The sequence below is a fragment of the Fructilactobacillus sp. X2R1C3 genome (assembly GCF_059901425.1).
The window spans coordinates 123,467-138,655 of record NZ_JBWXUW010000001.1; the positions used below are offsets into that span (position 1 = coordinate 123,467).

At 32.7% G+C, this 15,189-nt stretch carries 13 protein-coding genes and 1 pseudogene; 13 read left to right on the forward strand and 1 reads right to left on the reverse strand.

The window, feature by feature from the left end:
* Positions 1-22: 22 nt before the first annotated feature.
* The 9 genes and pseudogenes from AC6UDD_RS00550 (at position 23) to AC6UDD_RS00590 (ending at position 10,797) form a co-directional block, all read left to right on the forward strand.
* Positions 23-1,360: pseudogene (locus tag AC6UDD_RS00550) on the forward strand (DUF3329 domain-containing protein).
* 267 nt (positions 1,361-1,627) lie between these two features.
* Positions 1,628-2,620, forward strand: coding sequence for an NAD(P)-dependent oxidoreductase (locus tag AC6UDD_RS00555; protein ID WP_500717455.1), 993 nt, complete (start codon positions 1,628-1,630; stop codon positions 2,618-2,620).
* An 11-nt stretch (positions 2,621-2,631) separates the two neighbouring features.
* Positions 2,632-3,621, forward strand: a complete 990-nt coding sequence (locus tag AC6UDD_RS00560) for an NAD(P)-dependent oxidoreductase (RefSeq protein ID WP_500717459.1) — start codon at positions 2,632-2,634, stop codon at positions 3,619-3,621.
* Between the two features lie 18 nt (positions 3,622-3,639).
* Positions 3,640-4,245, forward strand: coding sequence for a nitroreductase family protein (locus AC6UDD_RS00565; protein ID WP_500717462.1), 606 nt, complete (start codon positions 3,640-3,642; stop codon positions 4,243-4,245).
* Positions 4,246-4,467: 222 nt separating this feature from the next.
* A complete protein-coding gene (locus tag AC6UDD_RS00570; protein ID WP_500717466.1) occupies positions 4,468-6,108 on the forward strand; it encodes a YfhO family protein in 1,641 nt (546 codons plus the stop codon).
* 120 nt (positions 6,109-6,228) lie between these two features.
* On the forward strand, positions 6,229-7,290 hold the full coding sequence (locus AC6UDD_RS00575; RefSeq protein ID WP_500717469.1) for an acyltransferase: 1,062 nt from the start codon (positions 6,229-6,231) through the stop codon (positions 7,288-7,290).
* Between the two features lie 111 nt (positions 7,291-7,401).
* The gene (locus tag AC6UDD_RS00580) at positions 7,402-9,039 is read left to right on the forward strand and encodes a putative glycosyltransferase family protein (protein WP_500717473.1); all 1,638 of its coding nucleotides are present in this window, start codon (positions 7,402-7,404) and stop codon (positions 9,037-9,039) included.
* Positions 9,040-9,183: 144 nt separating this feature from the next.
* The gene (locus AC6UDD_RS00585) at positions 9,184-10,212 is read left to right on the forward strand and encodes an acyltransferase (protein ID WP_500717476.1); all 1,029 of its coding nucleotides are present in this window, start codon (positions 9,184-9,186) and stop codon (positions 10,210-10,212) included.
* 27 nt (positions 10,213-10,239) lie between these two features.
* Positions 10,240-10,797 (forward strand): hypothetical protein, encoded by a 558-nt coding sequence (locus AC6UDD_RS00590; RefSeq protein WP_500717479.1) that lies wholly within the window; start codon positions 10,240-10,242, stop codon positions 10,795-10,797.
* 52 nt (positions 10,798-10,849) lie between these two features.
* Here AC6UDD_RS00590 and AC6UDD_RS00595 read toward each other — a convergent pair whose 3' ends face one another.
* Entirely contained in the window at positions 10,850-11,977 is a 1,128-nt protein-coding gene (locus tag AC6UDD_RS00595; RefSeq protein ID WP_500717483.1) for a DUF3290 family protein, read from the reverse strand.
* 521 nt (positions 11,978-12,498) lie between these two features.
* On the opposite strand from AC6UDD_RS00595, the gene AC6UDD_RS00600 reads away from it, so the two are divergent.
* From AC6UDD_RS00600 to AC6UDD_RS00615, 4 genes are all read left to right on the forward strand, one after another.
* Complete coding sequence (locus AC6UDD_RS00600) at positions 12,499-12,882, forward strand: hypothetical protein (RefSeq protein ID WP_500717486.1); 384 nt, start codon at positions 12,499-12,501, stop codon at positions 12,880-12,882.
* Positions 12,879-14,078 carry a hypothetical protein gene (locus AC6UDD_RS00605; RefSeq protein WP_500717488.1) on the forward strand — a complete coding sequence of 400 codons (1,200 nt, stop codon included), beginning with the start codon at positions 12,879-12,881 and terminating at the stop codon, positions 14,076-14,078. Before AC6UDD_RS00600 ends, AC6UDD_RS00605 begins: the two co-directional genes overlap by 4 nt.
* 322 nt (positions 14,079-14,400) lie before the next feature.
* Positions 14,401-14,850 carry a helix-turn-helix domain-containing protein gene (locus tag AC6UDD_RS00610; RefSeq protein WP_500717490.1) on the forward strand — a complete coding sequence of 150 codons (450 nt, stop codon included), beginning with the start codon at positions 14,401-14,403 and terminating at the stop codon, positions 14,848-14,850.
* Entirely contained in the window at positions 14,850-15,110 is a 261-nt protein-coding gene (locus AC6UDD_RS00615) for a hypothetical protein (protein WP_500717493.1), read from the forward strand. The genes AC6UDD_RS00610 and AC6UDD_RS00615 overlap by 1 nt, the downstream gene beginning before the upstream one ends.
* The last annotated feature ends 79 nt before the right edge of the window (positions 15,111-15,189 follow it).

Genomic DNA, 15,189 nt, shown 5'->3' on the forward strand with positions numbered 1-15,189 from the left:
TATATTATGAGGTGAATTGTCTATGGATAAGATATTGTCTTTTTGTAAAAAGTATTTTATTGGAATTATGTCGGTGCTTATATTTTGCTTGATGTCTTTTTGGAGTATGATTACCCCGATCTTTGGTGATGATGCTTTAGCAGTTAGAATGAATTTGGGAAATATAGTTCATGAAGGGATCAAAGATTGGTTTGTTTGGAATGGTAGGTTTGTAGGCCAAACTATTTACAGATGTTTAGTAAATTTGTCGCCAACATCTTTCGGATTGATAAATGGTTTAGCATTTATAGTTTTACTATTACTAATTACTTATTTATCAGCTCAATTTTCCATTAATTTTAAAAATATTAATTTAAAATATTTACTTGCAACAATTCTCGCTTTCGTATTTATCCCCCAATTTTCACTTACAATTTTTTACCGAGCTGGTTCTGGAAATTAATTATGGACAACTGTAATTAATTTACTGTTTGTAAGCTTATGGATTACATATAAAAAAAAGAATAATCGAATTTTAAATACGATTTTTGTTTTCTTTTTGGGAATTTTTGGTTTGATAGCTGGATGTTCTAACGAAAACCTTGGAGTTGGAATGATTGTTTTACTTCTAGGACTGATGTTATTTTCTTCTCAAAAACACATGGGATTAACTGTTCCTAGAATTGTAATGATTATATCGTATGTTATTGGGTATGTATTGTTACTAATTGCTCCTGGTAACATGGCAAGGGCAAGATTGAGAGACTCTTCATTTTTAGATAAAACTTTTTTTGAAAAAATTGGGATTAATTTTCCACTTATTAATCAGTACATTATTAATAATTTAATGCCCATTCTCATTATTTTTGTCATTTTTCTTTGCATTAATATTTATCTGGTTAAAAACAAAAAGGCTATTACTAATGCTCTAATTTTGTTTGTTTCAGCTTTTATTACTTTTTATGCTTTAGTAATTTCTCCAGAAGGTGCAGACCAAGGAAGGTGTTATTTCTTTGTGACAATATTATTAATAATTGCAATTGTAGAATTAGTTCCGTTTAATATTAAAGATAATATTATTAAATTATTAATTAGTGCTTTTATAATTTGTTTGGGTGGATACTTAATCCTTAATCTTACTTCTGGATTTGTAATATCCTATAAAACAGATAAGCAATTGTTAAATCAACAAAAAGAAATCAAAAATGAATTGAAAAAGAAGCAAAATAAGGGAAATGTTATTGTTCCTCAAATTACAAATGTTGGTTCTTCGAATTATTCTTTAGGTAGTATCATTTTTGATGATCCAACAAATTGGCAAAATACTTCTTATGCATATATGTTTAATGCTAAGAGTATAAAAGCTATTGATAATTATTGATTATTACTATAAAAAAAGACGACTTTTAAAAGTCGTCTTTTTTATTTCGTTAGGATTGCGTAAATGCCAGCGATGACCAAAATGATCATTACTACTGCCATTACTATGATTCGTTTAACTTGAGTTTTGTGAAAATTATTAAATTTGTTTGCCATACTATTCTCCTCTGATTGGTTATGAACATTTTAGCATTTAATAAGAGAAAAGAATTGCATTTTAACCACGATTTAATTCATAATTGGGTTGTTAAGATAAGGAGATAGTTTAATGTTTAAAATAACAATATACCATGCTGATGCGATGCAGAAGCAATACTTTGAAGATTATAATCAAACAGAATTCGATTTAAAGTTTGTCAATGAGAAGTTAACGATGGCCAATGTAAGCCAAGCTCAGGGATCAAACGGAGTTTTGATCGATGGGATGTGCGATGCTGACGGAACAATCGTTGACCACTTAGCCGATTATGGCGTTGAGTACTTATTTACTCGTTCTGTCGGAGTCAATAACATTGATATTAAGCGGGCAACCGAAAAGGGCATCAAAGTTGCTAATGTACCTGACTATTCACCACATGCGGTGGCAGGATTAGCCTTTACCCTTGGAATGACGCTTTTTAGACACGTTGCTCAAGCAACCGCCAACACGCATGATGCTGATTTTCGTATCTTACCACTGTACTTTAGTCGTGAGATTCATGATTCAACGGTTGGAATCATCGGTGCCGGCAGGATCGGAACGGCTGAAGCTCAGATGTATGATGCAGTTGGAGCGAACGTCTTAGCCTATCAACGGCATGCTGATCCTGATAATCATTCCGTTAAGTTTGTTGACATGGATGAATTACTTACAAAGTCGGATATTGTTTCCATTCACGTTCCACTCACTTCCGGGACCGAGAAGTTAATTAGCAAGACCGAACTTGATCAGATGAAGAACGATTCCATCCTGGTTAATACAGCTCGGGGCGGCGTGGTTGACAACAACGCGGTTGCTGATGCCGTCGAAAACTTTGAAATTGGTGGTTACGGAACTGATGTCCTACTAGATGAAGGTCAGATTATGGGCAAAGAATTCAACAGTTTGGACGATGTTCCTAGTGCTGAAGATAAGAAGCTGATGAAGAACTATCCCAACGTGATTGTAACGCCACACATGGGTTCATTTACCGAGGAAGCCAATAAGGATATGGTTCGTATCAGTTTTGAGAACTTTCAAAAGGTGATTGAGACCGGGAAACCACTTCATCCATTAAACTAAGGAGAGATATAATGGCAAAGATTACTGCTTATGACGTAAGGCCATTTGAAAAAGAATACTTTGTGGATTTAAATTCATATGACTTTGATTTAAATTTGGTTGAAAGACCATTGAAGATTGATACGGTTGACGAGGCAATGGGCACGGATGCCATCTTAATTGACGGTTCTTGTGTCGCTGATAAAGATGTCTTGGATAAGGTCAAGGATATGGGAATTAAGTATCTGTTTACCCGTTTTGTTGGTTACAACAACATTGACCTAGATGCTGCTGAGGCAGACGGTATTATGGTCGCTAACGTTCCCAGTTATTCACCATACTCCGTTGCCGAATTAGCACTCACGATGGGAATGGACTTATTCAGACACGTTGCCCAAGCAACAGTAAATACAAATAACGCTGATTTTCGCGTTCTGCCAACGTACTTCAGTAATGAGATTCATGATGCGACCGTCGGAATTATCGGAGTTGGGCACATGGGGAGTGCAGAAGCCAAGTTGTATCACAACTTAGGTGCCAACGTGCTCGGCTATCAACGTCATCCAAATGATAACCCGGATGTAACCTTCGTTGATGAAGATGAGTTGTTGAAGAAGTCGGACATTGTTTCCCTTCACGTTCCTTACGTACCGGGTGAAAATGATGAAATGATTGGAGCTCCAGAGTTAGCCAAGATGAAGCGAAACGCTATTTTAGTTAACACTGCCCGTGGTGAACTGGTTGATACTAAGGCCGTTACGATTGCATTGTCTGGTAGTAACATCGGTGGATACGCCGCCGATGTGATTATTGATGAGAATCAGATTGACGGTAACGAGTTCAATTCATTAGATGACCTTCCTAATAAAGACGTGTTAGAATTGATGAAGCGTTATCCAAATGTTATTATTACTCCGCACATTGGTTATCTGACTGAGCCAGCCACGGTTGACATGATCAAGGTTAGTTACGATAATTTCCACGAAGCAATGACAACGGGAAAGACCAAGAATCAAATTTAACGAAAGAAGTTTTGGAACATGGAATTAAAGAAACAATTCTTAGATCTTGAGAAAAATCGTCGGACTATCTATGACTTGGGTAAGGATGTACCTTTTTCACAGGACGATTTATATACTTATATCAAGGAATTAATTAAATACACACCAAGTGCCTTTAATGGGCAGACGGTTCGAGCTGTGGTACTTTTTAACGAAAACCATGATAAGTTGTGGGATATCGTTGAAGATGCATTGAGAGAAAAGGTACCTGCCGACGGGTTCCTTCGAACTAAGGCGAAAATCTCAACTTTTAGGGATGCCTACGCCTCAATCTTGTTCTTCACTGATATGGACAAGGTTAAAGAATTGCAGGGTCAATTCAAGACCTATCAATACGAGATGTACAACTGGTCTGAAGAAGGACAGGGGAACGCTCAGTTTGCCGTTTGGACTGGTCTAGAAGAAAATGGACTTGGTGTTAACATTCAACACTATGACCCATTGATTAATGCTCAAGTGGCTTCAACTTTTGATATTCCTGATCACTGGCAGTTACGGGCTGAGATGAACTTTGGTTCAATCAACACTCCAGCTAGCGAAAAAGAGTTCATGGATGATAGCAAGCGCTTTAGAGTTCTTAAATAGAATAATACGTAAAAGAGCGTGAAGATTTTATCTTCACACTCTTTTTGTATGAAAAATTAAATTTCTTATTTTTTAAAAGTTCTGATATGATTATCATATAAAGTGAATAAATAATTCTATGAGGTGAATCAAATTAGTACTAAAAAGTTGGAAATGAATATACATAAACACAGTAATTTAATAATATATCTTTTTTTCGCATTGATAAGTTTCCTGTTAATATTGCCATATTTTCATGGTGGGGTTGTCTATAATCAATTTGATCTTCAATTTCATATTTCTAGTATTCAAGAAAATTATTTAAACGCAAAAAGTGGAAATTGGACTCAGATACTGCCGGATATAAATACGAAAACATTTGGTAGTTTTGGGTATCCTAATAGTTTGTTTTATCCGATTTTCACTTTTTTGCCTGAAATTTTCATTCATTTAGCTGTTAAAGATGCATGGGTTTCATATTTAATTTTTGCGTTGATAGTAAACTTCTTGATTCTTTTATCGATGTTTATTTTGTGTTGCAAGTTAAAGATTTCGAAGGTTGCTTCTGTAATTGGTGCTTTAATTTACGAATTGTCAGGTTTTAATTTTGTTTGGCAATTTAATAATGAAGATATATCACAGGTAATGGTTTTAATGTTTTTACCCATTGCGTTTTATGGAGTTTATCAAATCATTCTTGGTAACTATAAGAAGTGGTACATCCTATCAATTGGGATGTTTTTGATTTGTATGACTCACATTGTTTCTTTGTTGATTGTATCGATGTTTGTGTTTTTCTTAGCTCTGTACGTTTTCTTTATCAATTATAGTTTTCGTGACAAATTAATAAGAATTGGGAATTTAGCTTTATCAGCCGTTGTTACTGTCCTATTGTCTGCCTTTTTCTTGATACCATTATTAGTAAATATGCACTATGTGGGAAACATTTCTGTGTTTATCCTTCAACTAGATAAGTTTACAATCAATTTGCAAAACTTCTTCTTTAACTACTTACAAAATAATAATGCAGTGACTAATTGGACTGAGCTTTCTGGCATTGGAATTTTAGGATTAGTTTCAGTCGTTTTAATTTGTCTGGCATGGAAACATTTGAATAAAGAATACCGGTACTTAGTATTAGGATTAATCATTTTTGGTTTATTAACCACTAATTTGTTTCCTTGGAACTTATTTCAAAATGTAATGAAGTTTCTGCAATTCCCAATTAGGTTCATGCTGATTGTTTCATTTCTTTTGGCGGTTTTAGGTGCTAAATCTGCACAAATTGTTATCAATAATAATTTGATCAGCTCTTCTAAGAAATTTGGCGTGCTGTTTATGTTGTCACTTGCTTTTATTGGAATGTGTTTTGCGACTTCTACCACTGAATATTTGAAACACAGTGAAAGAACTGTTTTAACAAAAAAACAGTTTGAAAAAGTTGCACCCGAGTGGGACACTTTAGATTACTTACCCCAAGCATCTCAGCCTGTTAGAGATGATTTATTTAAACATTCTATTCCTAAAATGAATCCTGGACAGATGGGCTTAAAGCAAGATAAGTATTCAACTTCATATAATGAAATCAGTTATAAGTTATATTCGAATAAAGATTTATCTAGTATCAGACTTCCTAATATTTATTATCCTGGATTTCATGCTTACGTAAATAACAAAGAGGTACCAATCAAAGTTGATGAAAATAAAGCAATTAATATTCCAATCCAGAAGGGAACAAACAATATTGATATTGTTTACAAAAAGACTTTGGTTCAAATCATTACTCTGTTGATCAGTATTTTGAGTTTGATTTTATTAATCGGTTGGATTATTTATAAGAAGGTTGTCAATAGAAAAAGGAATCGTAAAAGATTAAATATGTAAGTAAATAAACGTGAAGAAGTCATTCTTCGCGTTTTTATTATACTTAACTAGTGTTTTTTGTTAGTTAAAAGTTTGATATGATTGTAATTGTGTTAAATATTACATAATACAGGAGAAAATATGAAAAAAAGATTAACTTATATTGATGTAACCAACATAATCGGAATTATATTTGTTCTTTTGCTTCATGCGTCATCGGTTGCCTGGAATGATAGAACAACGATTAGTACCCCAATGTTAATGATAACTTCAGTTATTCATGCGATATGTATTTGTGCCGTTTTTCTTTTTATTATGAATTCCGGGGCAACGTTGATTGGGTATAAAAATAAATATGATAATTTGACCTTTGCGAAGAAGAGAATATCAAGGGTTGTAATTCCCTTAGTGGCATGGAGTTTGATTTTTTATTTAATTGCATGTAGTGGTCATTTTACAGGGGCAATTACACCTGTCACTAATCCAGGGATTATTGATTTTATTAAGAATTTTATTGGAAACAATATCGACGGATCATTCTGGTTCTTCTACGCCATTATTGCGATGTATATTATTACACCAGTTTTAGCAGATCTAAGTAAAAATACACTTTTTTACATTGTCATTTTGGTTTTTATTAATAATCTGATTTTATTTATTCATGATATTTTTAATTTAGGAACCACACCATATTTTATTGCCTTTATGTATTTATTTTCAACAGCAAATTATGTTGGCTATTACATCATGGGTTATTTACTAAAGGAAAATTATTTCAATAAAAAATCTCAAAATATATTAGTAATAATTGGATTGATATCACTAATATTTGTAATTGCAGTTCAATTTGTTTCTACAGAAAATTTTGGGCCAAAATTAATTAGTTATGGTAGTACTGGCTATGGTTCGCCTTTCACTTTCTTTTATTCAATTGGATTTTACATTGTCATTAAAAGATTAATTAACAAAGCACATTGGTTTAATAATCTGAAGATTAAGTCATTTTTAGCTAAGGTTTCATCGGTTAGTTTAGGAATTTATATTTTGCACTTAATGTTTTATGAGACATTTAATAAGATTTTTCATTTAACTTATTCTTCATACTGGGACATTTTCTTAATGCCATTTGTTGTCTATGTTGTTTGTGGTATGTTTGTTTATTTGATGAAGAAGATTCCAGTTATTAAGCATCTTTTTCCCTAATGATTTTTAGTGAACTTAAGTACTTGTTTCTACAATTTTATTATTATGTAATTTGGTAATGTTTTGTGTGTATGCCACTTGTATTAACAAAAACGTAAAGGAATTGATTAAATGAATAAAACCGTTGATTTTATAAATAATCACAAAAATGTCTTAATATTTAGTATATTTTGTTTGTTAAGTTTATTAATGATTGTTCCATATTGGAATTATCCATATGTTGTTAATGATTTGCCATATCATTTAGCGCCGTTGAATGAAGCAACTTATTTTATTAAAGAACATCAGTGGTTCAATATTTTCCCAAGTATCAGCACTAAAACGATGGGAAAATTTGGCTATCCTGAAAACCTGTTTTATCCGTCTTTTACGTATTATCCAGCGTTAATATTTAGAATGGTTCATTTAAATGTTTTTAGATCATATTTACTGTCACTTATAGTCATTAACTTCTTAACATTTTATTCTATGTATGAAGTCACTAAGAAATTAATGAACAGTAGAAGAGCAGCCTTATTTTCCGCAATTGTTTATGGCTTTTCTCAATATAAACTTAATGACATGTATGTTTTTCAAAATGTAGCAGAGAGTATAGCTTTTATCCTTATACCCATTTGCTTTTATGGTATGTATCAAATATTATGTCTTGATTATAAGAAATGGTGGATACTATCAATTGGGCTTTCATTATTAATCCTTACACATATCTTGTCAGTTGTTGTTTTAAGTGTATTTATGATACTTTCACTTGGAATGCTTTTTATTAAAAAAAGTAATTGGAAAATTAAGCTTAAAAGAATCTTTTGGTTAGTAATATCTGGAATTATTAGTTTACTGTTATCGCTAGTATTTGTCGGCCCGTTAATTCAAAATTATTTGTCTATCAAGGGAAATTTGTTAATGGGTAAAAGTATTTTATTTACTAATACCGTTAATATTAACAATATTATTGGGGTATCGGTTGGATTAATTGAAGTAGCAATAATAGTTATGGCTTTGGTATATTTTAAATATTTATCAACATTTTATAGATATATACTAATTGAAATTTTTATTTCATTGTTACTTATAACTAATTTATTCCCGTGGGGAATTTTTCAATCAATATTGTATCCTATTCAATTTCCAATCAGATTCCTTGCCATAACTAATTTTTTAGTGGCAATTATCGGTGGACAATGTTTGTTAATTTTATTTAATAAGGATAACGTAAAAAATAAACTTGTTTTATTTTTTAGTGGATTAGTCATTTTAGAATTATGTATCTTTACCGCACAGGCAGAGATGAACAGGAAAACTTTTCCTAAAATTTCTATAAATGAATTTAATTCTAGATCTTCTCAAATTTCCAGTTATGATTATCTTCCAAAGAGCGCTGGATCAATAATTAATAAGTTAGAGAGACATTCAATTCCATTAATGAATGAGGATGGCAGTATCAAACAAGATAGTTATTCTACATCATTTAATTCCATTCATTACAAGATAAAAAACGATAACAAGTTAAAGTATATTAATTTACCCAATGAGTACTATCCTGGGTTTCATGTTTATGTGAACAATAAAGAAGTACCAATTAAAACGAATAAAAATAATGCGATTAGAATCCCAGTAAGAAGGGGTAGCAATGATATTGATGTAATTTATAAGCAGACTGTGACTCAGATTATTTCTTTATGGATTAGTATTATCACTTGGCTTCTTTTAATTAGTTGGATAGTTTATAAGAAATTTAGATATAATAGATAGACGAAAAGAATATTAACAAGTAATCGTAGAAGGGTAAGGAAATATTTCCTTACCCTTTTTAGTGGATTAAAATTATATTTTTTTGTTAATTGAAAATCTGATATTATTGTAAATGTACTAAATATTACATAATTTGGAGATATTATGAAAAAAAGATTAACTTATATTGATGTAATTAATATTATTGCAATTTTTGATGTTTTGATGTTGCATTCATCACAGTATCTGACTAATGGGATTGTTTTAAAAAATAATATTATTCAAGCAATTTTTATTCCAGCAATTTACTTATTTTTGATGAATTCTGGTGCAACTTTGATTGGGTATAGATCAAAATACGATACCAAAACATTCTTTATTAAAAGAATTAAACGTGTTGTCATTCCTTTTGCTGTATGGAGTATTATTTGGTATTTATATGATATAAAATTTACAGCATTTCCAGGACCAATTCCTCATCCTAATCCAAGTATCAAAGATTTTATTTTGGGATTTTTGAATAACAACATTGATAATATATTTTGGTTTTTCTATGCCATTATTCTTTTATATTTATTAGTTCCTTTATTATCTTTGTTAGCTGACCAGCATAAGGATTTATTATTTTATCTTGTAATTCTAAACTTTGTTGGAGACTTTCTTTATATATATGCCATTCAAGCGTATCAGTTACCGATTGATCCAACTAAAGTTCAAATAAATCCAATTGCTTCTGCCTTTATTGGGATATTTATCATGGGGTATTTGATTAATACTAACTATTTTTCTAAAAAAATTGAAACCTGTATCTCAGTTGTTGGTATATGCGCTTTAGCTTTCTTATTAATATCAGAAATCTTTCTTCCTGATGTTGCTTCTCATAACATTTTAGGAAATTCTCCATACTTATTTTTCTATGTGATCGGTGTATTTACCTTGATTAAATTGTTAGTAGGTAAGTTTGAATTATTTAATAATCTTCATGTAAAAAGCATTTTAGCAAAGATGGCTTCTGTTAGTTTAGGTATTTATATTTTGCATCCATTATTCTTTAAACTATTTGATGTTATTTTTAAATCAAATCCGTCAGGGCTGGTTCATGTATTTGTTATGCCAGTTGTAACGTATATTCTATGTGGACTATTAGTATTTGGATTAAAAAAAGTTCCTCTAGTAAAAGATATTTTACCTTAAGAAAATAAGTGGGAGGGGTAGTATATTATGGATGCTTCTATGTCTTTAATTATGTCATTAATATCTGTGTGTTCAGGATTATTTGGTGCTTATTTTGGTGCTAAAACAACTCAGAAAAATACTTCGTTTCAACTAAAAGAAAGCAGAAAAGAAGATATACATCAACATCTGATAAGTGATTTATCAGATGTTTATAAGAAGTTTTGTTTTGTGGCCCCTTCTAATATTCTTGAGTGTGAATATATTATAGATAAATCCACTGGCGACATATTGAATATTGAAGATCAAAGAAAGTTAGTAAATAATATGAATTATATACTTTCTATTTGCAATTATGCTCAGTTTGTTTCAGTGTCATACAAAAAATATATTAATACATCTTTAAATTATGATAATGATATAACCAAAGTTCAAAATAAAGCTAAAGAATTGCTTGAAAATTATCGGAAGCTTTTTAGTAGTGCGAATAGTACGGAAGCAGAACGAAAAAAAGTATTAGATCAGCTCAAAAATGATGGTAATTTATATGATCTTATATTGAAAGCAAATGAATCTGTAAAAAGTGTTGTGAAAAGTCTAAATTGATATATACAAAAATAAGCCCAATCCAGATGGATTGGGCTTATTTATTTACTATCTATTTAGTTTTCTTCAAACTTTTTCTTTTCTTTGGATACAACACAAGGTCTAGATCACCCTTAGATCCAAACTGACCTAGGTAGACATCCTGAATAGTGCATCCCTGTTTCTCACACATTTGTTCAACTTGATCGTCACTTAAGTTACGACGTTGAGCAACGTTTTCGTTTAGTTGACCATCGGTGATAATCGGGTAATTCATGGTAGGTTCGTCGTTTAACGTTACGGTCAATTGGCCGTTTTCTTCAAGGGTGGCGTTCTTAACGTCCTTGAAGTCGTTAACGCCATGAGTTCTGAGTTTAAAAGCAAGCTGATTAGCTGTTAGACCGTTCCGCAATGCACGGTTGACGTTTACGACACCATTTAGAATCAGTATCTGCGGACTTCCGTTGATGAGCCTATTCAGCGTGTTACTCGTTCCGGTCAAGAACTTACTTGCGAAGACGATGACAGACCAGATCAACAGAATGATGACGAATTGAAGTGGGGTGATGTCCTGGTTGTAGATAACACCACCAATAATTCCACCAAGAATATAGTTCTGGAGTTGATCGACGGCGTTTGATGGAGCCAGATTACCCTTACCAGAAAGGTTAATCTGTAAGACAATCATGATGAATCCAATTAGGAACTTCAAGAAGATCGTCCAATATTGAGAGTCACTACTACTCCACGTGAAGCCACCCTTATTAATATACTGGGGCTTAGCGACTAGCTTAGTCGGCGTGACCATGTAGTTGGTCATGTCAGTATTGAAGTGAACAACGTAGGCGTCTTTTCCTGCCTGAATCGTCATCCCATCGACCAGATTGTTGCTGCTGGAATACATCTGATTCAGTGGCACTTTCTTCTGTTTACTGATGTTCTTCATGATTTGGACGGTCTGAGTGGTTTGACTATCAGCGTTCTTTTGCTGAAAGACTCGGCCCGTCTGCATCGCGATAATCAGAGCCCCTAACATCGTAACTAGGATGAACAGACTCCGAAATCTTAGATTGCTTCTATTTCGATAATAGAAGATCCCAGTTCCAATGATTACCAACGCAATCACAATGATTAAACCAATAAAGATGTAGTTGGTAAAATTGAAGTTGTGGGAAATGAATGAATATGAATAAAGTTTCACTACTCTCACTCCAGTTCTGTATTAGTTATGTAACAATTATACTCAATTCGGGCGGTTTGTGTTTTATATTTAGCAAGAAATTAACTTTTTGTTTATTTTATTGGCTAGTAAGGCGTGAAAATGGTATTAATTTAAAGCTTATGAAAGTGATCCAGTGGTTTGTGCTATAATATCTGTATTATTATTAACGTGTCTATTAATTAAAAATAATATATACATTAATCGTATTATCATTTATAAGTAGGAGTGGTATTATCAAATATTCAAATACGCAATGGTTTATATATAAAGCCTCTGAGCTACTATCTAGCAAACTATTTGTATTATTAATATTACTGGTAGCGTTTGTTATCTTAGTCCTTGGATATGTTCTGATCAGAAATAGTTACTATCAGGACAAGGCAAGCAATAGCCATGGCATTAAACCAAATCATAAAAGGACCGGTATATGGCTGGTTTGTATTGGAATCGTCTTCATCGGGATCTTCTTTGTTGGCTCTAAGTACGTTAAGGCTAGAGCGGTGGACCCGAATGAGATTGAAAAAACTAATCAAGTTAACTTTGACGAGACAGGTACCATTACCAACATTAATCAATCTGATGATAATTACTTGTATGAGATTAAAGTTAACGGTAAACGGAAAAATCAGACCGTCTATGTTTCGATGCTGGATAAGCCCGTTAGCATGGACGTTCAACCGCCAATTCATCCCTTCAGTGGAACGATAATTACGCAACCAGTGATTAGCAATGCCACGGTTGGCAGTAAAGTAACTTTAAGGTCATGTAAATACGACTTTAAGTATAAAAATCATAAAGATTTTGTGCCTAATGACGATTCTGCTAATAAACAATTGAAATTATTAAATGAGAATTACGTAAATGGAGTTGTAACCGAAAAATGATAAAAGATTCAATTTATTTTTTAAAAAAACATGAATCTTCTTTGTATCTGTGTGCTCTGGTAGTCGGAATCCTCGATGCATTAGTTGGGACCACGATGATCATTAAAATGCATCCAGTCATTGGACACGTGTTACATTTGGTGCTCCTGTTGGCGTTTGTCTATGTGTTTTTTAAGATTTTTTTCTTTGATAACTTAAAGCCGATTTATTTGGTGGGAATTTTTGTCCTAATTACTTTCATATTCATAAACGGTCATTTTGCGAGAGACCAAAGTTTGTTGTATACGATGGTGTTTCTCGTTGGTATGAAAGACGTTCCGATTAAGCGGATTATTAAAACGGAAATAATTGTTACGATCTGTGTGATTGGGGTAGTTATTTTATTTTCCGCATTTGGTATTTTGCCAAACCTGCAATTTCCGCGAAACGGATTAATTCGCAATAGTTTAGGTTTCGTTTATCCATTATTGTTATCCTCAGCGGTCTTTTTCTTGAACGTTGCGTTAGCAAGTTATTTAGTGATTAATAAGATATCACTTAAGAATAAGTTGATTGGTTCATTAATAATGGCGGTTGGAACGATTGCCATCTACTTGATTACTGATTCAAGAACCGATTTGTTGCTTAACATTGCAATCGTGATTGTTATCATCCTTTCATGTTTTTTCATTAACTTAAGAAATCGATACACGAAGATACTGGCGGAACTGACGCCGCTCTTGATTGCCTTCTGGACCATCATATCAATGATTTTTTATAAAAATGATAGTCTCTGGTTAACTTTAAATAAGCTGTTTAGTAATCGATTGGCGCTGGTTCATGAAGCTTATCTTAAGTACATGCCAGGCATGTTTGGTCAATACATCAAGCAACGTGGGAACGGTGGTAAGGTAAGTGATGTCTTACATTACTTCTACATTGATTCTAGCTTTTCACGAGTACTGTTCATGGACGGCTACATTGTGTTTGTAATATTGATGGTTTTAATTACCATTGGCCTCGCTCGTTTATTGTCGAAAGATAGTGCGGTGGCCTCATATTTAGCCTTGATCATTATCATTACGCTAATCGAAGGGGTCTTTACCGACCACATGTTTTACGCTAACAACGTCGCCTTGTTTATTATTGCTGGTCAGATCATGGAACTGATAAGTCAACGTGGTTCTAGTGAGAGTCTTTTAAAGAGTGCCACATAAATTTATTGAAGTGCTTGGTAATTACTAGTGTGAATGCTAGGAGGTACAGAGCACTTTTTTTGTGAATAAATTTAATGCAAAACACATTTGTCTTATTTTTCTACGTATTTCATAAAAATGCGTAGTCTTTGAATTTATGGCTATGTTTTTTGAGAGAAACACATATGCTATAATTAAATTGAACTACTATAGGTGGTTTGATTTTTGACATTTATTAATAAACATGAGGTTTGTCTGGCGGTAAGAAATATAAAAGAACAAAGAGGAAAGTGGAAAATTAGCAAGCGTGAAATAAATTATCATTTTAAATGAGGTGAATTATATGACACGTAAGCTTTTTAATGAAGAATTAGATAAATATGACGTTTATCAAGATGTTTTTCCTACTGAAACAATCAAAGTTAAAGATGAGTCGATTACTTTAAGAATGCATTATTTAAAAGATTCAAAGGGTGAACTTTGGGTTGATTTTAATGATCCTGAAGAAAATTTGCGTGTCGCCTTTAATAAATATCGTGAAATAAAGGGGTTTATGTTGCCAATCGAAGTGAAAAAAGTTCGTAGACGATATGGTTGTACGGTTCGAAAATTTGCTAAAATTCTTGGGATAAGTTCAAGCATGCTTAATCGGATTGAAAATGATAAAATAGTTCAAACGAAACAACAGGATAATTTATTTAAAGCGGCCCAAAATTCAGCAATTTTTAACACATGGACAACTGATCATCACGATTTTGCTACCAAAACGGGAAAATTAAAGGAGTCTTTTTAATGGAGTCAAAAAGTAAAGAGGAAGCACTAAACAAAAAGATTAAGAATCTGCATAACTTTGCGAACTGGGGTTTAACGCCACTGGTTGTGATCTTTATCGTGGTTTACTTTTTAACCAAGCCAACCTCAATCTGGACGATTTTGTTGGCGCTACTAGTGGTCTTTACGACGTTTATCGTCTGTGTAATGGCGCTAGTTTACATTCACCAGAAGAAGAAACTCCAAAGGGAAGCCAATCAAAAGAACTCTGATCAAAAGTAGCGAAATAATGGCGGTACGATAGGTAACCGTCTTTTTTTGTGGCAATTAAGTAGTGTATAATTGATGATAATTAAGAAGT

Bases quoted from the DNA above. Each gene is read 5' to 3' on its own strand.
- AC6UDD_RS00555 (WP_500717455.1), top strand. From the start codon at position 1,628: ATGTTTAAAATAACAATATACCATGCTGATGCGATGCAGAAGCAATAC.
- AC6UDD_RS00560 (WP_500717459.1), top strand. From the start codon at position 2,632: ATGGCAAAGATTACTGCTTATGACGTAAGGCCATTTGAAAAAGAATAC.
- AC6UDD_RS00565 (WP_500717462.1), top strand. From the start codon at position 3,640: ATGGAATTAAAGAAACAATTCTTAGATCTTGAGAAAAATCGTCGGACT.
- AC6UDD_RS00575 (WP_500717469.1), top strand. From the start codon at position 6,229: ATGAAAAAAAGATTAACTTATATTGATGTAACCAACATAATCGGAATT.
- AC6UDD_RS00580 (WP_500717473.1), top strand. From the start codon at position 7,402: ATGAATAAAACCGTTGATTTTATAAATAATCACAAAAATGTCTTAATA.
- AC6UDD_RS00585 (WP_500717476.1), top strand. From the start codon at position 9,184: ATGAAAAAAAGATTAACTTATATTGATGTAATTAATATTATTGCAATT.
- AC6UDD_RS00590 (WP_500717479.1), top strand. From the start codon at position 10,240: ATGGATGCTTCTATGTCTTTAATTATGTCATTAATATCTGTGTGTTCA.
- AC6UDD_RS00605 (WP_500717488.1), top strand. From the start codon at position 12,879: ATGATAAAAGATTCAATTTATTTTTTAAAAAAACATGAATCTTCTTTG.
- AC6UDD_RS00610 (WP_500717490.1), top strand. From the start codon at position 14,401: ATGACACGTAAGCTTTTTAATGAAGAATTAGATAAATATGACGTTTAT.
- AC6UDD_RS00615 (WP_500717493.1), top strand. From the start codon at position 14,850: ATGGAGTCAAAAAGTAAAGAGGAAGCACTAAACAAAAAGATTAAGAAT.